We start from the raw sequence: 24,892 nt of genomic DNA on the forward strand, positions 1-24,892 counted from the left end.
TGTCAGGAGCCATAGAAGTGTTCCCGGGGGAGCGAGGGGCACGCCGCTAGAATGTCGTCTCGGTTGTCGGATCCGATGGTGGGGTCGCTGAATGCCCAAGCGCGGGCTTCGGAGCCGTCTGTGAAAAACTCGTTGATAAACGACGCGCGGTCGGGACCTTCACTGGTGACAAGCCCAAAGGATTCCAGGCAAGGATTGCGCCACTGAGTCAGATACTCCCACAGGAGACCGAGTTGATCATCGTTCCAATCGCGAAGCATCAGCGGATCCGGCGTGAATTTCGAGTAGCAGACGTAATGTGCCAGGCCGTACTGTGGCGACGCCTGGACCCCGCCCGGGAAACTGACTCCACCCTCCTCCGCGACGGCCGGGTATCCAGCATCTGTGAAACACTGTGCCAAGAATTCATCTCCGCCGAGGGGATCCCCGAACGAGACCAGTTCCACCGTCGGTCGTGCATCCTCTTCTGCCAGCTCTGGCCATTGCTGCACAACGGATTGCCACTCCGCATCGAGCCACTGCTGCCGGAACTCCAGCTTCTGCTCCATTGTCATCGGCGGGAGAGTGATGCTCTGATAAGGCGCCCAAGGCTCATTGCGGTCGAAGACGGGCGCCGACGAGCTGGAAGCGGCAGCAACCGGTTCCTGCGCAACACATCCGCAGATACCAAGAACTGCCAGCAGCGCAGCTGCGATCGAACTAGACCGGCGCGCAAATACCATACGTTCCTGAGTCCTTCAAGGAGATGGACGACGCGTACCATGAAGCGCGGGTCATGGTTGGATGCTGATAGGCGAGGTAGTATTTTGTCGCGTTGTTGTGACGAATTGTGCCACTGGGCATGTCGACACGGAGGATATTGAGACTCGTCTGCTCTCCCCGCACAAGAGGCCGCGCCCCGGCAACACACGTCGGTGTGATTCCTGATTCCGTCGCGGCACCGGCGGACAGTGGTGCAGCCACGGACAGTGAGAGAGCGGCGATGAATGTCAATGCCGTCGCGAAGTGTCTTCTATGCATGTGTCGGACACTAACACGTGGGTCGACTGCTTCAATAGGCGGCTGCACGCCTCAGGGTACTTAAGTACCTTCGTGAACCTTTGAATGCTGGGCCCTGCATGATCTCCTTCAGGTGCGCGAGTATCACTCATATGGGCATGGCTTCTCTCAGCGTTTGAGGGCTGACCTCGGTCAGCAGCCCGGGTACCAGGGGAAGACCGTGCAGATGTCCCGGGCCTCGGCGTCGGGGCGCGGGGGCGCCTCGGCGGGGGCGACGATGAGGAGCAGCAATGCGAGGAGCGAGACCATGATCGGCATGCTGCCCAAGTAGACAGGGGTCCCGGTGGACGTAGGTGCCCGTGGGGTGTGGGTGGGTTCATTCGTGCCCGGATTGGGTACGAAAGATCCTTCTTGCGGGTGTCGGAGTTGTGGGCGTCCTAGGGTGGGTGCTCGTGAAGCGTGCAATGGTGGTGAATCGCCTGCTGGCGTGGGGTGGGGCTGAGTCAGCCGTCGCGCTGCTGATGATTGCGGCTTCGTTGTTTGCGTTCGTGGGCGGCCGGATCTCTGTGTCTGCATTGGCGGCGGATGTGTTGGCGCTGGTGTTGGCGCTTGTCGCTCTGCGCTGGCTGGGGTTGGGGATCGGCCTTCTGCTGCCCGGGCTGGCTGTCGTTCTCTGGCTGGATCCTGACGGTTCGGGAATGGCTCTGTATCTGTGCGCGCTGCCGACCGTGACGGCGATCCGGCTTGGCCGGATCGGACTGGCGGGTGCTGCGACGGCAATCGGGGGTGCCGCGGGGTGGTGGGTGAGTTATCGGGTTCACCCGGACGACAGGGACCTGATCGGGATCACGATCACCTGGCTGTTCACGTACGGGCTGGTGTGGGCGGTCGGGTTCGCGGGTCGCGCGCTCGCGAGGGTAGCCGAGGAGCGCGTGCACCGTGACTACCAGGAGCGTGCTCTTGACCTGGCCCGGGACCTGCATGATTCGACCGCACGGAATCTTGCTGTTCTGGCCATGCAGGCGGATGCTGCCGTTGTGGCGGGTTCGGCCACTCCGGAGCAGTTGGAGTCGATGGCGCAGATGGCGCGCGAGGCGAGTGTCGCGATCCGTCGAACCATGCAGCTGCTGGGGGGTCGGCCCGCAGCCCCTGAGCGGGACACGGGTTTGTCTATGGCGGTGGATGTGGGGCGTGCTGAGTTGGAGAGGCTCGGGTTCGAGGTTCGGGTGAGCATCGAGGTGGACGCTCCACTCCGCACCGCGGTGGATCACGCGGCGGGCCGGATCATGCTGGAGGCGCTGCACAACGTGGCCAAGCACGGGAACCCCGACGGGCCGTGCTTGATCATGGTCGAGGCCACCGACGATGCCCTTGATTTCGCGGTGACCAACACACCCCGCGCCGGGGCAGCGGGCGGCCACTCGGGGCTGGGGCTGGAGAGCATGGGGAACCAGGCGCGGGCGCGAGGGGGCTTGGTGTCGGCTGGCCTTTCCCACGGCGTGTGGGTACTTGAGGCCAGTCTTCCGCTCGTGCAGGACACCCGCAGTGGCGTCGCATGATCAGGGTGGGCGTCTGTGATGACGATCCGCTGGTCCTTCGGCTGGTCGCCGATGTCATCGGCCGCGCGGACGACCTCGTCGTGGTCGCGGTCTGCCGTTCCGGGGAAGAAGCCATCGCTGTCGATGAGCCGGTTGATGTGTGGCTGATGGACCAACGCATGCCGGAGATGACCGGTATCCAGGCGTGTGCCGTCCTGACTGCTGGCACGGATCCGCCCCGCGTGCTGATCCTGACAGCCTCCACCTCGGAGACGGTCTCCGAGGCGTACCGGTCAGGAGCCTCGGGCTACCTTTTCAAGGACGAACAGCCGGATCGACTCCACACCGCTGTCCGGGCCGCAGCAGCGGGGTTCCAGGTTCAGTCTCCGCAAGCCGCGGTCATCATCCCCCGGTCACGCGACGCCGCCTCGCCCCGCCCCCGGGGCGAGGCTCCCCAACTCACCGCCGACGAACGGAGAATCGTGACCGAGGTGATGACCGGCCAGACATACGCGCAGATTGCTCCGCGTGTTGGCATGTCCCAGTCCGGGCTGAAGAAGCGTGTCGCGGCGCTCATGAAACGCCTGGACGTCCACTCGCGCCCCCAACTCATGGCCAAGCTCCGAGACCTGGACCTCGGGCGGTAGGAGAGTGCCGGCCTGCAGTGGATGGCGCGGATCGCAACCGTGATGCACAAGGAGCACACCGGCCTGATTCACGGCACTTCTGTACCGTGTCCAGGTACTTTCGATCCGCGTTCTGCGGTTGTCCCGCGAATCATCTCCCGGATCGTGCAGGGTCTGTTTGTGGGGCGACTTCCGCCGTCCCCACTCGATCGAAGGAGTTGGGGCTCATGGGGCTTCGGGCTTTGGTTGTCAGCGTTGTAGCCGCAGGATGTTTGGTGGGCTCCGAAACCACCTTGACACGGCACAGCCCCTCGGCATCGTTGACATGCTAGAACGCATTACGACCGCTGCGTGCGCGGTCTTACTGCTCAGCGCTTGCACTGCTTCTGCGACGGACTCTCAGGCGCCAACCGAGGCCGAGTATCGCGCGGCGTGGCAGGCAGGTGCGGACTGCCTCGTTTCCAAGGGATTCGATGCGCGCGTTGACTGGAGCGAGCTGTCGAACGACTACGCCATGGAAATCCAGAACACACAGGGTCGTGACGCTGAGCTCGATGAAGCCTACAACGAGTGCTATGCGGAGCATATGGACGAGATTGTGAACGCATACCAGGAGACCAAACGGGTCTCGGGTAGCGAGCGTGAAGCGGTGATGCGAGAACTCATGGAGTGCCTGGGGGACCTCGGTGTCACAGGGTTGGATGCCGGGACGAACGATTCGCGGGTCTTCGTCAAGGCCATTTGGGAGCAGTTGTCGGACACCCCAGAGGAGATTGAGGCCATGGCGTGCATGGAGCGCTACCGCGGCGTCTGGCCCAAGGGAGACGCGAACAACCCGTGAGGCGTCGGTCGTGGTTGTACCCCGTCACCGTGTTCATCGCGGTGGCGGTCTTGATCGGCGCGGGCGCCTGGCTGGCACTGGCGCTTCGCGGTCAGTTGGCGGCGCTCGATGCACCGCCGGTACCGGTGGTTGTCGAGGTCCGCGAGGCGCAACTCGACTACTCGTCTGCGGCGTCGCTGACGGGTCGCAGGGTCGCGCCGGAGCCGGTGCTGTGGAACGGCTCGGCGGGCACTGTCACCGCTGTCCATGCCGGGAGCTCGGATGAGTTGGGAACGGGCAGCGCAATCGTGGATGTCGACGGGGTGACGCTGCGTGCCTACACCGCCGGCACTGCACTGTTCAGGTCACTGTCGCGGGGAGACAAGGGTGCCGACGTGAAGGTGGCCCAGGAACTTCTCAACGTTCTCGTCCCCGGTGCATCACTGTCTGTGTCGGGCACCTTCGGGAGTGCAACGGCCTCGGCCGTGCGCGCCTACGAGAAATCGCTCGGGACGACGCCCACCGGAGTGTTGGATCCGCGGTGGTTCCTAATGCTCCCAACCGACACATACCGCGTCGCGTCCGTCGCCCTGCGCGTCGGGCAGCCGGCGCCGGCCCCCGGTGCGGCCTTCCTCGACGGAGTGACGACCGTCGAGGGTCTGAAGTTTGAAGTGGAGGGCGGTGGGCCGGATGGAGCGTACCGGTTCTCCTACCTGGGCAGTTCGTACGATGTCATGTTGAGCGAGGGGGCTTGGACGCTTGTCGACGAAGCCGCGTTGGCGGCACTGCTGGATCCGAAACCTGGCGCAACGTCTGATGCCGAGGGCGCCGTCGAGGAGGAGACCAGTCCCCCCTCGGACACGACGGGGAGTGTGACGGTGGATGGCAGAGTGGCATTGACCGATCCGGAGCCGGGGCAGGCAGTGCCCCCGGCGGCGTTGGTGCTGGACCCGTCGGGTGCGTCCTGCGTTCTGCTGGCCGGTGACCACAGTCCTGCGACGGTGACGTTGATCGGCTCGGCGGTCGATGGCAGCGCCCTGATCGGACCTGATCTGGGCGAGGGCGCGCGCGTCCTGGTCAATCCCTTGGAGGTCGTACCGGAGGCTGAATGTCCCTGAGGCTGGTCGACGTGGCGTTCAGGTACGCGGGGGCAGACCGGGCCGTGCTGGACGGGGTGAATCTGACGGTGGCATCAGGGGAGTCGGTGGCCCTGATGGGGGCCTCAGGGAGAGGGAAGACCACACTGCTCAACGTCGCTGGTCTTCTCGCGGTGCCTACCACGGGGCGGGTGGAGATCGATGGGGTCGCGTGCTCGGTGCAGGATCGCCATCGGCTACGGATCGCGTGGATCCTCCAGAGCGTCAACCTGCTACCACGGCGCAGTGCTCTGGACAACGTGGCGCTCCCTGCCCTGGCCGCGGGCTCCACGTCGGGCGCCGCCTGGGCCACGTCGTCCGAACTGCTGGTCAGCGTCGGGCTGGATCCATCGGATCAACGAGATGCGCGAACGCTCTCCGGAGGCGAGGCGCAGCGCGTGGCTCTCGCCCGAGCGCTGATCTCCCTCCCCAGCCTGCTGCTCGCCGACGAGCCGACGGCGAACCTCGACGCCCGCACCGCGGACGTGGTGGCGGAGGCGCTGTTCACGACGGCCGGCCACACGGCGGTGCTCCTGGCCACCCACGATGAGCGCATCGGGGCGATGGCGGACCGGATCGTGCGGATCCGGCCTGACGGATCCCTGGGGGAAGGCTGAACTGTGTGGCATCCGGGTCTTCTGCTGCGCGAGGCATTCCGAAACCTCGGTCCCCGGCATGCCGTGCTGGCAGTGGTCACAGCCGCAGTGCTCGCCATGTGCGGGGTTGCCACCGTCGTGTCCGCTTCGAGCGTCCTCAACCAGCACGAGGGTGAGTTGGTCCGTGGAGGAACTGTCTGGTGGATTCAGGCCGATTCGGATGGGCAGCCGGTGCCGGCCAGAATCTGCGCCCAACTCAATGGTCAGCCCGGGGTGGTGGGCGCCGGGGCCGTCGGGCAGGAGCAGCGTGAGTGGCATGCGTTCTCAGGGGCGCGGGGCGTGACCGTCGATGTCGCGACCCCCGGACTCTGGGCTGCCTGGGCGGTTGCCGAACCACCTGGAGATGTTGTTGCAGGCTCAGACCTGACCGACACCGGGCTGGCTGCAGTGGGAACGGTGCTCTACGACGCGGAGGGCAACTCGCATCGCATCGACGCACGGACTCCGGACACGGTGAAGCCGGCCCGGCTCCTGGCCAATGTGGTGGTGGTGCGCCCGCCCGATTTCGCGATGAGCGAGTGTTGGGTGCGGATGGACCATGGGGCGTTCGAGGCGGGCCGCGACCTGCTCGATTTCTCTTTCGCAGGGCACGGCGTGGCGATCAGCCCGTTCGCCGTCGACGACTCGGCCCTCCTCAGCCCTCAGGAGCAGTGGCAACGGTACGCGGGACTGGCCCCGGGACTGGTGGCGGGCGTGCTGATCGGGTTGCTGGTCCTGCTCACCTACTGGGGCAGGCGCCCTGAGCTCGCGGTCTATCGCACCTTCGGCAGCAGCCGCGCGGAGATCGTGTTCCTCGCGTTGGGCGAGGTGGTACTGGTCCTCGTTCCGTCGGTGATTCTCGCCTGCGCCGCCACCGTCGCCGCGCTCGCGGTGGCCGTCTCGCAGCAGGGCGTCCCGCTGACCGGGGTCGCGGCGACGTTGGGTGCAGGTCTCCTCGCCATCGGTGCGGCCGCCGCGTCCGGGTGGGCACTCGGGGTGGCCTTGGTTCCGCTCGCGCTGCGGGGCGGCCTTTATGAGCAGCTCAAGGACAGGTGAGCCGGCGATAGACCGGGAGCCCATGAATCTCAGCCCACACCTCGACCGTGAGGAAGTTGCACGTGTTTTGGATCTCGACGGCTATCTGCGTGATGAGTTGCGGCGCTCGGCTGTGGAGCGGCTCGAGATCGTAGGGGAGGGACTCAAGAACCTGAGGCGGTAGGACCCTGAAACGTCTGCGCTCATCCCCGACATTCACCGGACCGGCGTGCCGCATCCCTCATCAAGCCGAGTTGCCGACGATGGCGCCGCCCCGATCGATGCAGATGACGTCGACCGCCACGAGAGAGCCGCGCAGGACGGTGAGGGCGTGATCGCGGGCCGCGGTGGCGACGGCGTCGCCCAGCGGGATGCCGTCTGCCTCGGCCAGGTCGAGGGCCTCTGCCGCGGTGTTGGCGGCACGGATCGCCGTGGCGAGCGCCTCTCCGGCGCCTGCCTCGATGGCCAGGCCCGCGAGGTGGGACAGGTCCACCTGGGTGCGGTGGGAGTGCAGGTCGAGGTGTCCGGCGGCGAGCTTGGTGAGCTTGGCGAACCCTCCGCAAATCGTGAGGCGTTCGACGGGGTGCCGGGAGACGTACTTGAGCACGGCGCCGGCGAAGTCGCCCATGTCCAGCAGCGCCAGCTCTGGCAGGCCATACAGCTCTGCGACGACGCGCTCCGACGTCGACCCGGTACAGGCGGCCAGGTGCTGCATGCCGGCGGCGCGGGCGACGTCGACGCCGCGGCGGATCGAGTCGATCCACGCGGAGCACGAGTAGGGGACCACGACGCCGGTGGTGCCGAGGATGGAGATCCCGCCCAGGATGCCGATGCGCGGGTTCCACGTGTGCCGCGCGAGGGCCTCGCCGTCGTCGACCCCGATGGTCACCTCGAGGTCGAGGGGCACGCCGTGTCGGCGGGCGACGGCGGAGAGGTTCGCCCTGATCATCGCCCGGGGTGCGGGGTTGATGGCCGGCTCGCCCACAGGGAGAGGGAGCCCGGGCAGCGTGACGGTGCCGACGCCGGGGCCGCCGACGAACCGCACGCCCGAGCCCGGCGGGCCGGGCCGCACCCAGGCGCGGACGAGGGCGCCGTGGGTGACGTCGGGGTCGTCGCCGGCGTCCTTGGTGACGGCGGCCATCGCGACGCCGTCGGTCACCTGCTCGAGGGTCAGGGCAAACGACGGCCGGCGGCCCTGGGGTAGCTCCACCTCCACCGGGTCCGGGAACTCGCCAGTGAGCAGAGCCTCGTAGGCGGCCGTCGCGGCGGCGGTGGCGCAGGCGCCGGTGGTCCAGCCGGGCCGGAGCAAGGAGTCGTCGAGTTGCCCGCGGCGCGCCATGTCAGCAGCCTCGAGTCACAGGGTGAGGGGCGGTGAGGGGCACGGGCGCCAGCTTAGCCGGGAAGGAGCGCCTTCTGGACGGCCGGGCTGGGCTGAACTTCGCTCCCTGCGCGCAGCGGCAGGAAACGGAAATGCGACTCAAGGTTGCCCTATTAGTTAAGTATGCTGGCGCGGCGCGGGTACGAAAGCACCCAGATTCTTGTCGACGCATTCGCTACAGCAGGGGATTCAGCTAGTCTGGCTTCAGTTCAACTCAAGGAGAATGCAATGAAGCATCGTTCGAGAATGGCAGCAGTGCTAGCTGCCATGCTGTTGATCAGCTACCAAGCGCCAGCTCTGGCGGAAAGTACTGCCACGTTGTCACATGCTGAGCAGTGGCTGACGACGCTATGTTCCTAGCCGCAAGCACAGGCCTACCAGAGGAACTAGCGCTTCAACGTGTTGGGGAACAAGCGGAATTAGCGGCCGCGCTAACGGACTTCGAGAAGGATCAGAGCAGCCTCTTGTCCGGGGTTTCCGTGGAGGTGAGGACTGGAGAGGTGCTGGTGCGCCTGGTCGCAGGTGCAACAAGTGTGCTCGACTTTCAGGTGCCGGAATCGTACCACGTGAAAGTGCTAGAGGGCGGTAAGTGCACAGCACGACAGTTCGCGGATGAGGCGACCCGAATCGCAGCCGCATTAATGAGCTTGAATGTGCATCATCATGGTGTCGAATATGATCCGCGGGCCGGTGAGATTTTTCTTCTGGTTGGTAATGAGCAGGACCAGATAGACCTGGCTGGACTGACTGAGTACCCATTCAGGATAGAGGTGGTGGAAGGTCTGGTCGGGTCGGCCAATCGCGGAGGAGTGAGGATGACCAGTTGCACGGCTGGCTTCTCTGTCCGCATCCCGTCTGGCAATACGGGATTACTGACAGCGGGGCACTGCGGAAATACCCAAAGCTACTCGACCACCCCCGCAGGATCGATCTCGTATAGTTCGACGTATGTCGCGGGTCTGAACAGCCCAAGTGCTGACCTTCAGTGGCATCGGCTCACATCTCACACGCCGGTCAATCAGTTCTACGGATCGTCCGCCACGACCGCGACTACGAGGGTCGGGACGGGTACCGCGTACGTGGGTCAGTTCCTGTGTCATCGCGGGAAGACCACGGGGTACTCATGTGGTGGGGTGACGAGTGTCACCCATGCGCCCCCTTCGTCTTGGAACGTGTGTGGTGGTTCGGCCTGTTCCGCGAACTGGGTCCGGGTTAGTGGTGTGGACCTCGCGAACTTGGGAGGAGATAGTGGTGGCCCATGGTTCAGCGGAGGCTACGCCTAGGGAATCCACTCTGGCGGACTCCTCGGCGAGGTTGGAGCATGGGCCGCCTTCACCCCCATCTCTCGCATCAGCGGGCTGGGTATCGTTCTAGTATGAAGTGCGCGATGCGGTGGCTAATCTGGGCTTGGGTGGGCCTGAGCCTCGGCTGCACGGCGAGCCAGGCTGCCCCCGAGGTAGCTTGGCGGGAAGGGGCGCTCAACGACGGCGGACCGACGGCCCTGGTCAGCGGGATGCTGCAGCTCAACGATGGCTGCCTGTACCTGACTGCCGAAGATGGGACCGACTATCTCCCGGTCTTCCGCGGCGCCCCGAGTTGGGCTGACCATGGTGCACTCGAGACAGAGCAAGGTACCTTCGAACTCGGTCGGCTGGTTGGACTGACCGGCGGTGAGTCCGCGGCCTCGGCTGAGGTCTCCGATGACACGCACATCCCCAAAGAGTGCGATCTCACCAAGCCGCGCTGGACCGTCAACTAGGACGGAGCAGGACTATCCGGGCGGGGCGACTCCGATGGCTGCGTTGACCAGGAGACGGACTGTGCCATCAGCTGGGGGCGGCTGCTGACGCCCGCGCGCCTCATGAGGGTGCCGACCCGCTTCTTGACCCCTGACACCGACATGCCCAGCGCCTCGGCCATCTGGTCGTAGCCGCGTCCGGCGTTGATGGCGCGGATCAGCTCGTGGTCGACGGCGTCGCGCAGCACTCCGTCGGGGGCCGACTCCCGGCTGGTCACCCTGGTGGTCAGCCCCCGCGCCGCGTCGGGGGAGTGGACGAAGATCCCGGCGTCCGCGGTCCGGATGGCCGCGGCGAGCGCCTTGGCCGGGGTGTCCTTGTAGAGAAAGCCGCAGGCGCCGGCGCCGACCGCCTCGGTGAGACTCGTGGTGCTGAGGCTGGTGAGCAGCAGGACCCGCGGCGGGTCCGGGCGGGAGGTCAGCGCGCGGCACGTCTCCACCCCGGAGATACCGGGCATCCGGATGTCCATGAGCCACAGGTCGACTGGGGGCGCAGCCAATGCCTCGTGACCCCCGGCGCACTGGTGGACGACGGCGATGTCGTCGACGCGGGCGAGGGTCGCGGCGAGGTAGCTCAGGACGAGCGGGTCGTCGTCGCAGATCCCGACGCTGATCATGTCTGCAATTGGCGCACGGTCAGCGGCATCTCCACCAGGCACGTCCACGTGCCGTTCGCGGATGCCAGCCGGAGACTACCGCCGGCGAGCGTGGCGCGGTGGCGCATGCCGAGCGTGCCGAGGCCCGCGCCGGTCGTCCGATCAGGCGGCATCTGGTTGGTGACGATCAGCTGGTAGTCGACGGCGGACAGCTCGCCCACGATCGTGCAGGGCCCGTGCTTCAGGCCGTGTTTGGCCACGTTGTGGAGCGCCTCGCGGAGGATCTGCGCTAGCGCGCGGTCGATGGACGCATGCAGTGTGGGGCTGAGGTCTCCGGAGGTGGTCACCTCGTGGCCGCGACGCTTGAGCTCGCGGACCTCCTGCGCCAAGGTCTCCCGGAAGTCCGCGTCCGTCGGCGCGCTCTCTCCCAGCTGCATCATGCGGATGGTGTCGCGGAGGGCGGCCCCAGCGTTGCGGGCCCGCTCGGACAGTGCGGCCAGCGCCTCCGGAGATGCTCCGCCCGCGTTGTGCGCGGCGTCGGCCTCCATCGCGATGAGAGTGAGCTCGCGGGCCACCGAGTCGTGGAGGTCGAGGGTGGCTTGGAGCCTGAGGTCCCGCTGGCGCCTGGACTCGGCCTCGGCGGCGTTGCGCGAGACGGCGTTGAGGCCGAATCCGACGAGCACGAACACGGCGTCCAGCGCGAACCACCCGAGGATCACCTCGAAGGGATTGAAGTCCTCCGCGAGCTTGCGAGCCGTGGCGGTCACCGACGCCGTGAACACGGTTGCTGCCATCACCGCTGCCTGGGCCCATCGCCCGTTCCTCAAAGCGGCGACGACAGGGAGCATGAGGAGATAGCCCCAGAAGCCGAGCAGGTTCTCGTCGACCGCGGCGGCCGTGACCGCCATGACGATGGTCAGCGGCGCCCCGACTCTCGGCCAGCGGACGGCCACCACCACAGTGAGGAACGCCGCGACGTCGAGGGCCACGATCTCTGGGGGCAGGACGAGGCGGGCCCGGGGAGCGAGGAGCTCTGCCGTGATGATCACGAGCGCGATGAGGACCTCCAGCGCGCCGCTCGAGAGTGCTTTTCGTCCCACGCCGTCATCCTATGGGTGGGCGACGCTCGCCCGACCAGCGGAGGAGCGCGGGAAGGTACTTTCGTACCCTCCCGGATGCATTCTCGGCGGATCGCGGCGACACTGCGGCTACGCCGAGGTCTTGGGGGGACCTCGGCGCCACAATCGCCCGCGTCAGGCGGACTGCTCAGCGGTGCGCGTGCTCGTCGATGAGATCAGCGATCAGCTTCGGCGACGCGAACATCGTGGCGTGCGGCCCCGGCACCGTTGCGAACCAGCCGTGCTTGAACGTGCCCGCCAATTTCTCGGCCCAGTCGAGGGGAACAATGGGGTCGTCGAGCCCGCAGAGCACCAATGTCTTCGCGTCGATCCGCCCCGCGACCAGTTCCATATCCATCTGAAGCAGGTGCGGGGTCTGCTGGACCATGTACGGCACCCCGGCTCGGAACAGATAGTCGTAGATCGCCATCGCCGCGACCTGCGGGGGCTCCTTCAACCCGTTGGCCATCAGCAGCCCCGCGACCTTCGCCAGCGAGCGGGCCGACGGCGTCACCACCGGCGCGATCAGGACGATGTGGTCGACCTCCTCGGGGAAGTCGGCGGCCAGCTGCGCCACCACCTGGGTGCCCATCGAGTGGCCCACCACCACCGGGTGGTCGAGGTCCTTCTCCGCCAGGTACTTGCCGACGAGGGCAGCGTGATCGGCGATGCTCAGGTCGCGGTCAGGGCGGGGGGAACGGCCATAGCCGGCCAGGTCGATGAGGTGGACGTCACCGTGGTTCGCGAGCTCTACCGCCGTTGGACCGTACGAACGCGCCGACACGCCGATGCCGTGGATGAGCACGAAGTCCGGGCTCGTCTTCTGCGGGACCTGGCAGGGGAACCGGTAGGACACCATCGACGCGTCGCCATAGCCGGAGCGGCTGGTGTGGTATTCCACCGTGCCGACGTACTTGTTCTTGTACACCACCTCGTCGCGGGGTGCGTGGCGGCGGGCGGACATGCGGCTCAGCGTAGCCGTCACGCGGACGTGCCAGCGGTTCTCAGGCTTGGCGTGAGGTGTTGGTCAGCTCGTCGGTGCTGGCGATGGCGTTGACAGCGGCGACGGTGAGGGCCGAGCCGCCCCGTCGGCCGTGGACGACGAGATACTCGAGGCCTAGGTCGTTTGCCGCCAGCGCCTGCTTGGACTCGGCGGCACCGACGAACCCGACCGGGACGCCGATCACCGCCGCCGGCCTCACGCCGGTCTCCGCGACCACCTCGAGCAGCCGGAAGAGCGCCGTCGGCGCGTTGCCGATGGCGACGACGGCGCCGTCGAGGCGGGGCAGCCACAGGTCGATCGCGGCCATTGTCTTGGTCATCGACTTCTCGGCGGCCAGCGCCGCGAGGCCGGGGTCCTTGATGTGGCAGACGACGTCGTTGTCGCGGGGGAGGCGGGAGGCGATGATGCCGGTGGCCACCATGGAGGAATCGCAGAGGATCGGTGCTCCGGCCCGCAGCGCGGCGTTGGCGGCGGCCACGACGCCGGGAGTGAAGGCCACGTCGTCGGCGACGTCCGGGGCGCCGGCCGCGTGCACCATCCGCACGACGACGCGGGCCACGTCGTCGGGGAAGCGGGTGAGATCGGTCTCCTCGCGGATGATCCGGAAGGATTCGCGGTAGATGTCGGAGCCGTCGGTCAGGTAGTCGTAGCGCACGCCATTCACCGTAGTGGACCCCGCAATAGCGGGGGACGCAGGGCTCTGGTTGACTGGGCCCCACACATTCACACCGCGAGGGGACCAGGAAGCCGGAACGAGCCGGCACGGTCGCGCCACTGTGGACCGCCGTCGGGCGGGAAGTCAGGAACTGGACCCTCACGGCCGACTGCCTGGGGCGCGTCATCCCGGGCGAAGGGACCTAAGAGAGCGATGCACATCGCCGAGGGGATGCTTCCCCCGTTGCACTGCGCGGCCTGGCTGGCCGCCTCCACCCCGTTCGTCGTCCACGGCGCCCGCGCCGTGCTCACCACCGTGCGGGAGCACCCGGAGCGCAAGCTGATCCTCGCCGCGGCGGGCGCGTTCACGCTGGTGGTGAGCGCGCTGAAGCTGCCGTCGATCACGGGAAGCTCGTCGCACCCGACGGGGACAGGCCTGGGGGCGGTGCTGCTCAAGCCACCGGTGATGGCGTTCCTCGGCACGCTGGTGCTCCTGTTCCAGGCGACGCTGCTCGCCCACGGCGGGCTGACGACGCTCGGGGCGAACGTGTTCTCGATGGCAATCGTTGGGCCGTGGGCGGCGTACGGGATCTACCGGGCGACGGCGCGGCTGTCGGCCCCGCTGTGGGCGTCGGTGTTTTTGGCGATGGCGGTGGCGAACATCGCCACGTATGCCGTGACGTCGGTGCAGCTGGCGTTGGCGTATCCGGACCCGGTGAGCGGGCTGGGGGGCGCGCTGGTGAAGTTCCTCGCGCTGTTCGCGGTCACGCAGGTCCCGCTGGCCGTCGCCGAGGGGCTGCTGGGTGTGCTGCTGGTCGGGTTCCTGACGCGTGCGGCGCGCCCGGAGTTGGCCCGGCTGGGTCTGCTCAAGGAGGACGCCGGTGTTTAGCCGTCGCGACGTGTGGATCGGGGTGGCGCTCGTGGTCGCCGTCATGGGGGTGTACCTCGGCAGCCTGGCGCTGGCCCCCACGGGGGCGGAGTTCCTGGGCAGCGACGCCGCCGCGGGGGACCTGACCGGCGGCGTGCCGTGGCTCGAGCCGCTGTTCGCGCCCGAGAGCGCGGAGCTCGAGTCTGGACTCTTCGCCCTCCAGGCGGGCCTGGGCGGCATCCTGCTGGGCTTCGTCCTCGGCCGGTTGACGGCTCGGCGCGCGTCATGAGGGAACTCGCGACGGTTGCCGGGGTGGCCCGTCGTCCGAGTGTGAATTCCTGGGTTGAGTTCACCCACGGGAGTCACACTCGGGGCGCGGTGCGCGGCAGCGACCGCCACCTCACCCGTCATTCGACGTCCGGCGCACGCCCGTGAGCATCCACGTCACCGCCGTCGACGACGCCGCCTGGGCAGGGCCCTGGCGGGCGATCCCTGTGGGGCACAAGGTGGGGCTCGCCGTCGCTCTGGTGCTGACCGCTCTGCTGACGCCGGCCTGGCCCGGGACCCTGCTGGTGGCGGGGGCGTCGCTGATCCTCATGCTAGGACCGGCCCGCATCCGGCCGGGTCTGGTGGCCGCCGTCGCGCTGCCTCCGCTGGCATTCCTCGTGGTGGGGGCGTTGCCGCTCGCGGTCGAGGTGGGCGACGGGCTGCGCATCACCGCCGACGGCGGGCTCCGGGCGGCGGAGATGCTCGCGCACGGCGTCGCGGGGACCTTGGCCGTCCTGCTGCTGGCCACCACCACGCCGATGAGTGACGTGCTGGGCTGGCTGCATCGCCGCGGCCTCCCCGGCCCGCTGCTGGAGATCGCCGCACTGATGTACCGGCTGCTGTTCGTGCTGCTCAGCAGCGCGCTGGCGCTGCAGGCCGCGCAGGCCGCCCGTCTCGGGGGCGACGCGCCCTTCAGTCGTCGGTTCCAGGCCGCCGTCGACGGCATCGGCACCGTCCTGCTAATGAGTTGGCGCCGCGCCACCCGGCTGCAGGCGGGCCTGGAGTTGCGCGGCTACGAGGATGCGCTGCCGACGCTACGGCCCGTGGGCCGCACCCGCCCCTGGGCCCCGGCTGCGGGGGCCGCCCTCGTCGCCGGCATCTGGCTGGCCTGCTGGGCGGTGGCGTGATGCTCCGGGCCGAGGGGGTCGTCGTCGGGTATCCGGGCGGCTCGGCCGTGTTGACGGGGGCGAACCTCTCCGCCGCGTCGGGGCGGCGGGTGGCGCTCCTCGGCGCCAACGGTTCGGGCAAGACCACACTTCTGCAGTGCCTGGCCGGGGCCCTGCCTGCCGCCGACGGCCGGGTCACCCTCGACGGGCAGCCGCTCACCCACACGCGGGCCGCGCTGCGGGCGCACCGCCGCCGCGTCCAGTTGGTGCTGCAGGACCCGGACGACCAGCTTTTCTCCGCCGATGTCACCCAGGACGTCTCCTTCGGCCCGCTCAACCTCGGACTCAGCGACGACGACGCCCGCGCCCGCACCAATGAGGCTCTCGCGCTGCTCGGCATCGCCCACCTCGCCGCCCGCCCCACGCACCAGCTGAGCTTCGGCGAACGCAAGCGCGTGGCGCTGGCGGGGGCGGTGGCGATGCGGCCAGACCTGCTGCTGCTCGACGAGCCGACGGCCGGGCTCGATCCCGCAGGGGTCGCCGACCTGCTGGCCACGCTGTCCGGTCTGGACGCGGGGATCGTGTTGGCCACCCACGACGTCGACCTCGCCCTGGCCTGGGCCGACGACGTGGCCGTGGTGCTGGATGGTCACGTGACGCAGGGGCCGCCGTCGCTGCTCGGAGACGAGGTCCTGCTCCGCGCCGCCCAGCTGCGCCGCCCCTGGCCCCTGGAGCTCGCGGCCCGCCTGGGGCTCGCCGGCGCGCCGCGCGACCTCGACCAGGTACTCGCTCTCCTTCCGGATGGAATCCGCCAATGATCATCGACCCCGACGGCGCCCTGCTCGGCCGCACCCCCGGCCTCCCGGACGACGTCTTCGAACACGACGGGCTCATCACCAAGCGACACATCCGCGCGTCCGCGTTGGCGCTGCTGCGGCCGCTGGCAGGCGAGTTGCTGTGGGACCTCGGCGCGGGGGCCGGCTCGGTGGCCATCGAGTGGTGCCGGGCGGCCGACGGGGCCCGGGCGGTCGCCGTCGAACGGGTGCCGGAGCGGGCGGCGAGGGTCGCGGCGAACTCGGCCCGGCTGGCGCCCGCGGGGGCGGTTCGGCTGGTGGAGGCCGGTGTCGCGGAGGCGGTGGATGGCCTGCCCCGGCCCGACGCGGTGTTCATCGGCGGGGGAGCGACTGCCTCGTTGCTGGAGCGGGCGGTTGATGCGCTTCCGGTGGGGGGCCGGCTCGTCGTGCACGGGGTGACGGTGGAGGCCGAGGAGGTGTGTGTCGCGGCGTACCGACGGTGGGGCGGGCAGCTCGCCCGGCTGCACCACGAGCACGCCGCACCCATCGGCCGCCTGTTGGGGTGGACGCCCGCGCGCGCAGTGGTGAGTTGGGCGTACGTGGTGGAGGGGTCGCGTTGAGCGCGCCCACACGCGCGACCTGCGGCAGCGGCCGATCGTCGCGGTGCCTCGTCACTGAGATGGCCCTCGTCCAGCACCCCTCCCAGCAGGGCCAGCGCGGGCAGGCCGGCATCGAATGGTGAGCCGGCTGGTGATCGCGGCGCCGTCGTCTGGGCAGGGGAAGACGACGGTGGCCACCGGGCTGATGGCCGCGCTGCGGGCGCGCGGGCTGGAGGTGGCGCCGTTCAAGGTCGGGCCGGACTACATCGACCCCGGCTACCACGGGCTCGCCACCGGCCGGCCGGGCCGGAACCTGGATCCGTTCCTCTGCGGCGAGGAGCGCATCGGGCCGCTGTTCGCGCACGGCGCCGCAGGTGCGGATGTCGCGGTGATCGAAGGCGTCATGGGGCTGTTCGACGGGCGGCTCGGCACCGGCGGTTTCGGGTCGACGGCGCACGTGGCCCGGCTGCTGGAGGCGCCGGTGGTGCTGGTGATCGACGCCCGGCACACGTCGCGGAGCGTCGGCGCGGTGGCGCTGGGCATGGCGCGGTTCGATCCCCGTGTGCGCGTGGCGGGGGTGATCCTCAACCAGGTGGGGAGCGACCGGCACGCCGCGGAGGCTCGCGCCGCCGTCGAGGAGGTGGGGCTGCCGGTGCTGGGGGTGCTGCCCAGGGCGTTGGACATCGAGGCGCCGTCGCGACACCTGGGCCTGGTGCCGGTGGCCGAACGCGACGACTCGAGGGTCGCGGCGATGGGCGAGGTGGTGGCCGAGCACGTTGATGTGGAGGCGCTGCTGGCGGTGGCCGTTGGGGCGCCGGAGCTGGACGTCGCCCCGTGGGATCCGGCGCGGGAGGTGTCGCCGCCGTCGGACCGGCGGCCGGTGGTGGCCGTGGCCGGGGGACGGGCGTTCACGTTCCGCTATCCGGAGACCGACGAACTGTTGGAGGCGGCGGGGTGCCGGGTGGTGGAGTTCGACCCGCTCGTGGATTCCGCGCTGCCGGAGGGGACGGCCGGGCTGTGGCTCGGCGGCGGGTTCCCGGAGGTGTACGCGGGGGAGTTGGCGTCGAATTCGCCGCTGACGGGGGAGATCCGGGCTGCTGTCGCGGGCGGGCTGCCGACGGTCGCGGAGTGCGCCGGGCTGCTGTACCTGTGCCGGAGCCTGGACGGTCGCGGGATGGTGGGCGCCGTCGAGGCGGACGCGACGATGGGGCCGCGATTGACGATGGGCTACAGGGTCGCGGTGTCGTCGCGGGACACGTTGCTCGGCCGCCCCGACGAGGAGGTGACGGGGCACGAGTTCCACCGCACGACGGTGAGTCTGGATGCGGCCGCGGGCGAGACCGCAGCTGTCGGGCCGGCCTGGCTGTTGGACGGCAGGGATGACGGTGTCGCGGGGGAGACCCTCCACGCGTCGTACCTGCACGTCCACTGGGCCGGCCACCCACAGTTGGCCCAGCGCTTCGCCGACGCAGCACATGCCCAGGAGCGAGTAGAAGCGGCCGTCTCTCTTCGCTCCCTGAGGAGGTCCGCCCGCGAAGCGGCGGGGACCGTCTCGAAGGGTCGAGAACCCAAGCCTGCGTGGGGACCTGGGTCACAACCCTTCGAGACGCCCGAGGCGCCTTCGGCGCCGGGGCTCCTCAGGGAGCGGGTGGGGGCGCCGGAGGTGCCTTCGGTGCCGGGGCTCCTCAGGGAGCGGGGGGAGACGGCGGAGCTGGACGATCCCGAGGCAGGCTCGACCCACCCGCGCGGCCAGCGTTCCTCCAGATCGGATCCCGACCCCCTGAGGGGGCCGAGACCCTGCCTGGAGGAACAGCAACCGCGCACCCCCGACCCGACCCGGCTCGTGCCCGGCACCGTGGACCTCCTGCACCACGGCGACCGCGACCTCGCCCCCGGCCTCGTCGACCTCGCCGTCAACGTCCGGGTCCCCGCGACACCCACCTGGCTGGCAGAGGAGATCTTCGGCGACGGCGATCTCGCCGCCTACCCCGACCCCCGCCCCGCACGTGACGCCTTGGCCGCGCATCACGGCGTCGACCCCGCCATGGTGCTCCCGGTCGCCGGCGCCGCCGAGGCGTTCACCCTCATCGCCCGCGCCATTCCGGGCGACGCGCTGGTAGTCCACCCGCAGTTCACCGAGCCTGAGGCGGCGCTGCGGGCCGCCGGCCGCGCCCCCCGCCGCCACCTGCTCCGGCCCGACACCGGCTTCCGGCTCGTCCCCTCCCAGGTTCCGGCGGCGGACCTGATCATCGTCGGCAACCCCACCAACCCCACCGGCGTCCTCCACCTCGTGGCGGACCTCGCCGCGCTCCCGGCCGGGATTCTCGTCGTCGACGAGGCCTTCATGGACGCGATCCCTGGCGAAACCGAGACCCTCATCGCGCCCACGATGCCGGGGCGCCTCGTGCTGCGCTCGCTCACGAAGACCTGGGGGCTAGCAGGCCTGCGGGTGGGCTACGTGATCGGCGACCCGGCCCTCATCGCGCTCCTGGCTGCCCAGCAACCGCCGTGGTCGGTGTCCACACCCGCGATCCGCGCGTCCGTGGCCTGCACCTCCCCGCGCGCCTCCGCCGAGGCCTCCCGCCTCGCGGAGGAGGCCGCCCGGGCCAGAGCGGATCTCGCCGCGCGCCTCACGGACGCGGGACTTGCCGTCGTCCATGGTCACGCGCCATTTGTGCTGGCCGACGCCTCGGCGCTGTCGCCGATGTCGCTGCGGGAGCCGCTTGCCGAACGCGGATTCGCCGTGCGGCGTGGAGAGACGTTCCCCGGCCTCGGCCCCACCTGGCTGCGGTTCGCCGTTCGCACCCCCGACGTCCACCGTCGGTTGGCCGCAGCCTTCTCCGCCCTCAACGGCCGGCCGTGACGTCAGCCCAGCCAGGCCAGGGCGGCCGCGACATCGGCTACCTCGGGCACCCCCAAGGGCGACGCAGGACGCCGGATCATCACGACGGCGGCGCCCCGCTCGGCGGCCACAGCCAGTTTCGCGTCGGTGTGCGGGCCGCGGGCGTCCTTGGTCACCAGCACGTCGACCCCTCCGAAGCCTCCGATCCGCACCTCTCCCGCCACGAGGGGGGGGGCGCGGGTCCGGCCGGCCAACGAGAGCACCGCATCGCGTCCCACCAACACCTCGGCCAGCCGTCAGCCCTCCGCGGTGCCACCAAGGATCAGAATCACCAGCCCATCCAACCATCGAAGACAAGGACGCCATGACCCTCCTCGACGACACCCTCGCCGCCCTCCGCCCCGCCTCCGCCGACGCCTTGGCGGCGGCCCGCGCCAGGCAGTTGACCCTCACCAAGCCCGCCGGGAGCCTCGGCCGGCTGGAGGAGATCGGCAACCGGCTCGCGGCCATCGCCGACGCCTGCCCGCCCCCGCTGCCCGAGCACGCCGTCATCGGCCTGTTCGCCGGCGACCACGGCGTCTGCGTGCAGGGCATCAGCCCCTGGCCGCAGGAGGTCACGGTCCAGATGGCGCTCAACATCGCCTCGGGCGGCGCGGCCATCAACGCCATCGCCCGCCAGGTGGGGGCCGACGTGTGGGTCACGGATGTGGGTGTCGCGGTGGAGGTGCCGGAGCACCCCGGGATCCGCGCCCGCAAGGTCCGGTCCGGGACCCGCGACTTCTCCGTCGAGCCGGCCCTCACGCTCGATGAGGCCCGGGCGGCCCTCGAGGTGGGCATCGAGGCGGCCAACGAGGCCATCGACGGCGGCGCCGACATCCTCCTCACCGGCGAGATGGGCATCGGGAACACCACGCCCGCCAGCGCGCTGATCGCCGCGTTCTCGGGCCTTCCCGTGACCTCCGTGACGGGCCGCGGGGCCGGCGCCGGCGACGACATGCTGAGCAGGAAGAACGCCGTGATCGAGGGCGCGTTGGCCCTGCACCGCCCGGACCCCGCGGACCCGCTGGGGGTCCTGGCCGCAGTCGGCGGGCTCGAGCACGCAGCCCTGGCGGGCTTCATCCTCGGCGCGGCGGCGCGCCGGGTGCCGGTGATCATCGACGGGGTGATCGCGGCATCGGCGGCGTGTGTCGCGGCGGGTTTCGACGAGGCGGTGACCGGATACCTGATCGCGGGTCACGCGGGCGTCGAGCCCGGCATCAAGGCGGCGCTCACGTGGCTGGACCTGCAGCCGCTCGTGGACCTGGATCTCCGCCTCGGCGAGGGCACCGGCGCCGCGCTGGCGTTGCCGACGGTCCAGGCGGCCGCGCGCATCCTGCGGGAGATGGCGACGTTCGACTCCGCGGGTGTCGCGGAGGGGTGACGGGCGCTACCCTCACCGCTCTCCCCTCGGCCCGAGGCGCCCAAGCGCGGAGACGGGACCCCAGTGCCGGTCACCCCACCTCCTCCTGAGCGTGAAGCCTCGAACTCGCGTCCCGCTTCCGCGGCCGTCGCGCCTGACTCCTGGCCTCTACCGTGCGGCGGCCTTGAATCGCTCGATGTGGTTGGCGCCTGGGAGCGGGACCACCACGGCGGGCCGGTTAGGGAAGAATGGCGCGCATGGAAGCGAAGCGGGCCGCCGGCGAGGGCGAGGGTGACGAGCCTGCGGTCGCTGCTGAGCGAGACGGCTCGGGCAAGCCCGTCAGCCCATCCCGTGCCGTCGAGCCCGAATCGGACCAGGCAGGGCCTGAGCAGCCGTCCCGCGGCGCCGAGTCGCGGCGTCGCGTGTCGCCGCTGACCGTCAGCGGGCTCGTGATCCTCGCCGCGACACTCGCAGTCACCGGATTCCTCGCCTGGCAGGTCTTCGGCACCACGTGGCTCGCCCGCGGCGCGGCCGCCGAAAGCGTGGCCCAGCTCCGCGACCAGTGGGCCACCGCGACACCTACGCCGCCCGCCGAGGACGGCGAACTCCCAGCGGAGCTGGCCCCCGGCCCGGGCGAGCTGGCCTGGATCCTGCGCCTCCCGGGACAGAACCTCGAATGGCCCATCGCCGCAGGCGTGGACGAAGACCTGCTCACAGAATCCGTCGGGTGGTACCCGTCGACGGCGCTCCCGGGGCAGGTCGGCAACGTCGCCCTCGCCGGGCTCCGGCTCACGCACGGCGCACCCTTCGCGGACCTGCTCAGCGTCCAAGTGGACGATGAGGTGGTTATCGAGACAGCCCAGGCCATCTACACCTATCGGATCACGCTGCCGCCCTCGCACCTGACGGTGCATCGCGACGACTCCTGGGTCCTCGAGCCCGTCCCCGGGAAACCCGACCTCGCGCCCACCGAGGCCATCATCACGCTGACCACCCACGAAGACCTCATCGACACCCCGGACCGCGCCGTCGGTTTCGGCGTCCTGGATACAACGGAGATGAAATGACAGACCGCAGCGAACTCATCGGACACATCAAGGCCCTCGCCGTCGTGCACGGCAAGGTCACGCTGGCGTCCGGCAAAGAGGCCGACTACTACATCGACATGCGCCGCGTCACCCTCGACGGCGCCGCCTCGCCCCTGGTCGGTCGCGTGATGAACGAGCTGGTCGCGGACCTGGACTTCGACGCCGTCGGCGGGCTCACCCTCGGCGCTGACCCCGTCGCCACCGCGATGCTGCACGCCAAGGCCGCCGAGGGTGGCCGGCTCGACGCCTTCGTGGTGCGCAAGTCCGCCAAGGGGCACGGGATGCAGCGCCGGATCGAGGGCACCGAGGTGGCGGGCCGCCGCGTGCTCGTGGTCGAGGACACCTCCACGACGGGTGGCTCGGCCCTGACCGCCGTCGAGGCCGTGCGCGAGGCCGGGGGCGAGGTGGTCGCGGTGGCCGTGGTGGTGGATCGCGGGACCGGCGCCGCCGAGAAGGTCGGCGACGCCGGTCTGGAGTACCGCTACGCGGTGGATCTGGCGGACCTCGGCCTCTGAGCCGTCGCTCCCTCAGCTCAGGGATCGGATGGGCTCAGCTGAGCCCGTACCGCGCCTTGTACTCGCGGCGCCGCGCGTGGAGGATCGGCTCGGTGTAGCCCGAGGGCGACCACGCGCCCTGGATCACCAGGTCCCTGGCCGCGCACCACGCGATCGAGTCCTCGAACGCCCCACCGCCCGCGACACCCGGCGACATCGGCCGGTAGGCCGGATCGTCGGCGTTCTGCGCGTCGACCACCCGCGCCATCCGCTTCAGCGCCTCGACGACGAACCCCTCGGTGACGATGCCGTGCCGGATCCAGTTGGCCAGCATCTGGGAGCTGATCCGGCAGGTGGCCCGGTCCTCCATGAGCGAGGTGTCGGTGATGTCGGGCACCTTCGAGCACCCGACGCCCTGGTCGATCCAGCGGACGACGTAGCCCAGGATGGACTGGCACGAGTTGTCCACCTCCTGCTGCCGCTCCTCAGGCGTCCACCGGGTGCTGGGCGCCAGTGGGATCTCGAGCAGCTGATCCAGCGACGCCCGCCGCCCTCGCTCCGCGATCTCGTCCAGCCGCCCCCGCGCGTCGACGCGGTGGTAGTGGGTGGCGTGCAGTGTCGCGGCGGTCGGGGAGGGGACCCACGCGGTGGTCGCCCCCGAGGAGGGATGAGCGATCTTCTCGGCCACCATGTCCGCCATCAGGTCCGTCTTCGCCCACATGCCCTTGCCGATCTGCGCCCGGCCCGGCAGGCCGCAGGCGATGCCGACGTCGACGTTCCAGTCCTCGTAGGCCTGCATCCAGGCGGCCTGCTTCATCTCCGTCTTGCGGATCATTGGCCCGGCCTCCATCGAAGTGTGGATCTCGTCGCCGGTGCGGTCCAGGAAGCCGGTGTTGATGAAGATGATCCGGTCCGCCGCCTCCGCAATGCAGGCCGCGAGGTTGAGGGTGGTGCGCCGCTCCTCGTCCATGATCCCCATCTTCAGCGTGGTGCGGGGCAGGCCCAGCACGTCCTCGACGGCGGCGAACAGGTCGCTGGTGAAGGCCACCTCGGCCGGCCCGTGCTGCTTGGGCTTGACGATGTAGATCGATCCCGTGCGTGAGTTGCGCCGCGGGTTGTGCGACGACAGCCCCGGGATGGCGCACAGGCTGGTGACCAGTGCGTCGAGGATGCCCTCGGGGAGCTCGCGGCCCTCGGAGTCGAGGACGGCGGGTGTGGTCATCAGGTGCCCCACGTTGCGGCACAGCATCAGCACCCGCCCGTGCAGGGTGAGCTCCCCGCCGTCGGCCCGGGTGAAGGTGCGGTCGTCGGCCAGGGTCCGGAGGAACGAGTGCCCGCCCTTCTCCATCTCCTCCGAGGCGGTGCCTGCGTTGAGCTCGAGCCAGGTGCGGTAGCCGATCGCCTTGTCGGGGCCGTCGACGGTGGACACCGAATCCTCGAAGTCCATGATCGCGGTGACGGCGGACTCCAGGACGATGTCGTCGATCCCAGCGAGGTCTGAGCGGCCGATCGGCCCGGTGGGGTCGATCCGGAGCTCGATGTGCAGGCCGTTGTTCTCGATCAGGATGGCCGACGGCGACTCCGCCAGACCGCGGTAGCCCACGTACGCCCACGGCGTCGCGAGTCCGACGGTCTCGCCCGAGCCGAGCGTCGCCCGCAGCTCCTTCCCCGCCCCGTAGCTCACCACCTCGCTGTGGGAGCCCAAGGCCAGGGGGGCCGCGCGGTCCAGGAACTCCCTGGCCCACGCGATGACCCGCTGGCCGCGCGCCGGGTTGTACCTGGCCCCCCGGCCCGCCCCTCCGTCGTCGCTGATGGCGTCGGTGCCGTACAGCGCGTCGTACAGCGAGCCCCACCGGGCGTTGGCGGCGTTGATCGCGAACCTGCGGTTGGTGACCGGGACCACCAACTGCGGGCCCGCCATCTCCGCGATCTCCGCGTCCACGTTCGTGGTGCGGGCCCGGACCCCGGTGGGCTCGTCGAGCAGGTACCCGATCTCCCGCAGCAGCGCCCGGTAGTGCGGCGCATACGGGGTGCCGGGGGTGGCGCGATGGAAGGCGTCGATGGCGCCCTGCATCCGGTCCCGCTCATCGAGGAGGCCGCGGTTGCGCTCGGAGAACTCCCCGAAGACGCGCTCGAAGCCGGCCCAGAACCGCTCGCGGTCCACCCCGGCCACGGGCAGTGCCGCGCGGTCCAGGAAGTCCACGAGGGTCCGGTCCACCCACAGGGGCCCGACGGGGGCGTGGGTCTCCGACGGGGGGTGGGGCTGGGTGGGGGCGGTGAGTGTCATCGTCATGGGAGTGCTCCTTGCTTGAGTGCGAGGT

25 protein-coding genes are annotated in these 24,892 nt (G+C 69.7%); 16 read left to right on the forward strand and 9 right to left on the reverse strand.

The genetic code is table 11. The features are described from left to right. Positions 1-2 precede the first annotated feature (2 nt). Positions 3-554 (reverse strand): hypothetical protein, encoded by a 552-nt coding sequence (locus H5399_RS03550; protein ID WP_182781619.1) that lies wholly within the window; start codon positions 552-554, stop codon positions 3-5. A gap of 637 nt (positions 555-1,191) precedes the next feature. Next, on the reverse strand, positions 1,192-1,317 hold the full coding sequence (locus tag H5399_RS17840; protein ID WP_255421948.1) for a hypothetical protein: 126 nt from the start codon (positions 1,315-1,317) through the stop codon (positions 1,192-1,194). A gap of 134 nt (positions 1,318-1,451) precedes the next feature. Here H5399_RS17840 and H5399_RS03555 point away from each other — a divergent pair, with 134 nt between their 5' ends. The 6 genes from H5399_RS03555 (at position 1,452) to H5399_RS03580 (ending at position 6,810) form a co-directional block, all read left to right on the forward strand. Further along, the gene (locus H5399_RS03555) at positions 1,452-2,558 is read left to right on the forward strand and encodes a histidine kinase (RefSeq protein ID WP_182781620.1); all 1,107 of its coding nucleotides are present in this window, start codon (positions 1,452-1,454) and stop codon (positions 2,556-2,558) included. A gap of 5 nt (positions 2,559-2,563) precedes the next feature. Further along, positions 2,564-3,184, forward strand: a complete 621-nt coding sequence (locus H5399_RS03560; protein WP_182781621.1) for a response regulator transcription factor — start codon at positions 2,564-2,566, stop codon at positions 3,182-3,184. A gap of 304 nt (positions 3,185-3,488) precedes the next feature. Further along, positions 3,489-4,004 (forward strand): hypothetical protein, encoded by a 516-nt coding sequence (locus H5399_RS03565; RefSeq protein ID WP_182781622.1) that lies wholly within the window; start codon positions 3,489-3,491, stop codon positions 4,002-4,004. Beyond that, positions 4,001-5,101 (forward strand): peptidoglycan-binding domain-containing protein, encoded by a 1,101-nt coding sequence (locus tag H5399_RS03570; protein WP_182781623.1) that lies wholly within the window; start codon positions 4,001-4,003, stop codon positions 5,099-5,101. Before H5399_RS03565 ends, H5399_RS03570 begins: the two co-directional genes overlap by 4 nt. Then, positions 5,092-5,736: an ABC transporter ATP-binding protein gene (locus tag H5399_RS03575; protein WP_182781624.1), complete on the forward strand. Its 645-nt coding sequence runs from the start codon at positions 5,092-5,094 to the stop codon at positions 5,734-5,736. The genes H5399_RS03570 and H5399_RS03575 overlap by 10 nt, the downstream gene beginning before the upstream one ends. A gap of 3 nt (positions 5,737-5,739) precedes the next feature. After that, positions 5,740-6,810, forward strand: coding sequence for a hypothetical protein (locus tag H5399_RS03580; protein ID WP_182781625.1), 1,071 nt, complete (start codon positions 5,740-5,742; stop codon positions 6,808-6,810). Between the two features lie 223 nt (positions 6,811-7,033). Here the strand turns inward: H5399_RS03580 and H5399_RS03585 are convergent, their stop codons facing one another. Next, positions 7,034-8,128 carry a cobalt-precorrin-5B (C(1))-methyltransferase gene (locus H5399_RS03585; protein ID WP_182781626.1) on the reverse strand — a complete coding sequence of 365 codons (1,095 nt, stop codon included), beginning with the start codon at positions 8,126-8,128 and terminating at the stop codon, positions 7,034-7,036. Positions 8,129-9,554: 1,426 nt separating this feature from the next. Between H5399_RS03585 and H5399_RS03590 the strand changes: the two genes are divergently transcribed. Next, entirely contained in the window at positions 9,555-9,926 is a 372-nt protein-coding gene (locus H5399_RS03590) for a hypothetical protein (protein WP_182781627.1), read from the forward strand. Here H5399_RS03590 and H5399_RS03595 read toward each other — a convergent pair. From H5399_RS03595 to H5399_RS03610, 4 genes are all read right to left on the reverse strand, one after another. Further along, positions 9,923-10,579, reverse strand: coding sequence for a response regulator transcription factor (locus H5399_RS03595; RefSeq protein WP_182781628.1), 657 nt, complete (start codon positions 10,577-10,579; stop codon positions 9,923-9,925). The genes H5399_RS03590 and H5399_RS03595 overlap by 4 nt on opposite strands. Next, positions 10,576-11,658, reverse strand: coding sequence for a histidine kinase (locus H5399_RS03600; RefSeq protein ID WP_182781629.1), 1,083 nt, complete (start codon positions 11,656-11,658; stop codon positions 10,576-10,578). Before H5399_RS03600 ends, H5399_RS03595 begins: the two co-directional genes overlap by 4 nt. 166 nt (positions 11,659-11,824) lie before the next feature. Further along, complete coding sequence (locus H5399_RS03605; protein WP_182781630.1) at positions 11,825-12,640, reverse strand: alpha/beta fold hydrolase; 816 nt, start codon at positions 12,638-12,640, stop codon at positions 11,825-11,827. Positions 12,641-12,680: 40 nt separating this feature from the next. Further along, the gene (locus H5399_RS03610; protein ID WP_182781631.1) at positions 12,681-13,334 is read right to left on the reverse strand and encodes a precorrin-8X methylmutase; all 654 of its coding nucleotides are present in this window, start codon (positions 13,332-13,334) and stop codon (positions 12,681-12,683) included. Between the two features lie 213 nt (positions 13,335-13,547). On the opposite strand from H5399_RS03610, the gene H5399_RS03615 reads away from it, so the two are divergent. The 6 genes from H5399_RS03615 (at position 13,548) to H5399_RS17845 (ending at position 19,611) form a co-directional block, all read left to right on the forward strand. Further along, entirely contained in the window at positions 13,548-14,222 is a 675-nt protein-coding gene (locus tag H5399_RS03615) for an energy-coupling factor ABC transporter permease (RefSeq protein ID WP_182781632.1), read from the forward strand. Next, the gene (locus tag H5399_RS03620) at positions 14,215-14,490 is read left to right on the forward strand and encodes an energy-coupling factor ABC transporter substrate-binding protein (protein WP_220489042.1); all 276 of its coding nucleotides are present in this window, start codon (positions 14,215-14,217) and stop codon (positions 14,488-14,490) included. The genes H5399_RS03615 and H5399_RS03620 overlap by 8 nt, the downstream gene beginning before the upstream one ends. A 142-nt stretch (positions 14,491-14,632) precedes the next feature. Beyond that, positions 14,633-15,376, forward strand: a complete 744-nt coding sequence (gene cbiQ / locus H5399_RS03625) for a cobalt ECF transporter T component CbiQ (protein WP_182781633.1) — start codon at positions 14,633-14,635, stop codon at positions 15,374-15,376. Next, positions 15,361-16,173, forward strand: coding sequence for an energy-coupling factor ABC transporter ATP-binding protein (locus tag H5399_RS03630; RefSeq protein WP_370585683.1), 813 nt, complete (start codon positions 15,361-15,363; stop codon positions 16,171-16,173). The genes cbiQ and H5399_RS03630 overlap by 16 nt, the downstream gene beginning before the upstream one ends. Further along, positions 16,170-16,769 carry a precorrin-6Y C5,15-methyltransferase (decarboxylating) subunit CbiT gene (gene cbiT, locus H5399_RS03635; protein WP_182781635.1) on the forward strand — a complete coding sequence of 200 codons (600 nt, stop codon included), beginning with the start codon at positions 16,170-16,172 and terminating at the stop codon, positions 16,767-16,769. Before H5399_RS03630 ends, cbiT begins: the two co-directional genes overlap by 4 nt. A gap of 115 nt (positions 16,770-16,884) precedes the next feature. Next, on the forward strand, positions 16,885-19,611 hold the full coding sequence (locus H5399_RS17845) for a cobyrinate a,c-diamide synthase (RefSeq protein ID WP_255421950.1): 2,727 nt from the start codon (positions 16,885-16,887) through the stop codon (positions 19,609-19,611). 2 nt (positions 19,612-19,613) lie between these two features. Here the strand turns inward: H5399_RS17845 and H5399_RS03650 are convergent, their stop codons facing one another. Next, positions 19,614-19,868 carry a precorrin-6A/cobalt-precorrin-6A reductase gene (locus H5399_RS03650; RefSeq protein WP_220490755.1) on the reverse strand — a complete coding sequence of 85 codons (255 nt, stop codon included), beginning with the start codon at positions 19,866-19,868 and terminating at the stop codon, positions 19,614-19,616. A gap of 86 nt (positions 19,869-19,954) precedes the next feature. Here H5399_RS03650 and cobT point away from each other — a divergent pair, with 86 nt between their 5' ends. The 3 genes from cobT to pyrE all read left to right on the forward strand — a co-directional run bounded on the left by cobT (position 19,955) and on the right by pyrE (position 22,592). Next, a complete protein-coding gene (gene cobT / locus H5399_RS03655; protein WP_182781636.1) occupies positions 19,955-21,010 on the forward strand; it encodes a nicotinate-nucleotide--dimethylbenzimidazole phosphoribosyltransferase in 1,056 nt (351 codons plus the stop codon). Between the two features lie 236 nt (positions 21,011-21,246). Beyond that, positions 21,247-22,056 (forward strand): sortase domain-bontaining protein, encoded by an 810-nt coding sequence (locus tag H5399_RS03660; protein ID WP_182781637.1) that lies wholly within the window; start codon positions 21,247-21,249, stop codon positions 22,054-22,056. Continuing rightward, positions 22,053-22,592 carry an orotate phosphoribosyltransferase gene (gene pyrE / locus H5399_RS03665; RefSeq protein WP_182781638.1) on the forward strand — a complete coding sequence of 180 codons (540 nt, stop codon included), beginning with the start codon at positions 22,053-22,055 and terminating at the stop codon, positions 22,590-22,592. Before H5399_RS03660 ends, pyrE begins: the two co-directional genes overlap by 4 nt. A 34-nt stretch (positions 22,593-22,626) precedes the next feature. Here pyrE and H5399_RS03670 read toward each other — a convergent pair whose 3' ends face one another. Continuing rightward, entirely contained in the window at positions 22,627-24,864 is a 2,238-nt protein-coding gene (locus H5399_RS03670) for a malate synthase G (protein ID WP_220490757.1), read from the reverse strand. Positions 24,865-24,892 lie beyond the last annotated feature (28 nt).

This window comes from Tessaracoccus sp. MC1627, from assembly GCF_014164725.1.
Classification (GTDB): Bacteria; Actinomycetota; Actinomycetes; order Propionibacteriales; family Propionibacteriaceae; genus Arachnia.

Bases quoted from the DNA above. Each gene is read 5' to 3' on its own strand.
- H5399_RS03565 (WP_182781622.1), top strand. From the start codon at position 3,489: ATGCTAGAACGCATTACGACCGCTGCGTGCGCGGTCTTACTGCTCAGC.
- H5399_RS03595 (WP_182781628.1), bottom strand. From the start codon at position 10,579: ATGATCAGCGTCGGGATCTGCGACGACGACCCGCTCGTCCTGAGCTAC.
- H5399_RS17840 (WP_255421948.1), bottom strand. From the start codon at position 1,317: ATGCCGATCATGGTCTCGCTCCTCGCATTGCTGCTCCTCATCGTCGCC.
- cbiT (WP_182781635.1), top strand. From the start codon at position 16,170: ATGATCATCGACCCCGACGGCGCCCTGCTCGGCCGCACCCCCGGCCTC.
- H5399_RS03590 (WP_182781627.1), top strand. From the start codon at position 9,555: ATGCGGTGGCTAATCTGGGCTTGGGTGGGCCTGAGCCTCGGCTGCACG.
- H5399_RS03550 (WP_182781619.1), bottom strand. From the start codon at position 554: ATGACAATGGAGCAGAAGCTGGAGTTCCGGCAGCAGTGGCTCGATGCG.
- cobT (WP_182781636.1), top strand. From the start codon at position 19,955: ATGACCCTCCTCGACGACACCCTCGCCGCCCTCCGCCCCGCCTCCGCC.
- H5399_RS03670 (WP_220490757.1), bottom strand. From the start codon at position 24,864: ATGACGATGACACTCACCGCCCCCACCCAGCCCCACCCCCCGTCGGAG.
- H5399_RS03575 (WP_182781624.1), top strand. From the start codon at position 5,092: ATGTCCCTGAGGCTGGTCGACGTGGCGTTCAGGTACGCGGGGGCAGAC.
- H5399_RS17845 (WP_255421950.1), top strand. From the start codon at position 16,885: ATGGTGAGCCGGCTGGTGATCGCGGCGCCGTCGTCTGGGCAGGGGAAG.
- H5399_RS03585 (WP_182781626.1), bottom strand. From the start codon at position 8,128: ATGGCGCGCCGCGGGCAACTCGACGACTCCTTGCTCCGGCCCGGCTGG.
- H5399_RS03605 (WP_182781630.1), bottom strand. From the start codon at position 12,640: ATGTCCGCCCGCCGCCACGCACCCCGCGACGAGGTGGTGTACAAGAAC.
- H5399_RS03615 (WP_182781632.1), top strand. From the start codon at position 13,548: ATGCACATCGCCGAGGGGATGCTTCCCCCGTTGCACTGCGCGGCCTGG.
- pyrE (WP_182781638.1), top strand. From the start codon at position 22,053: ATGACAGACCGCAGCGAACTCATCGGACACATCAAGGCCCTCGCCGTC.
- H5399_RS03660 (WP_182781637.1), top strand. From the start codon at position 21,247: ATGGAAGCGAAGCGGGCCGCCGGCGAGGGCGAGGGTGACGAGCCTGCG.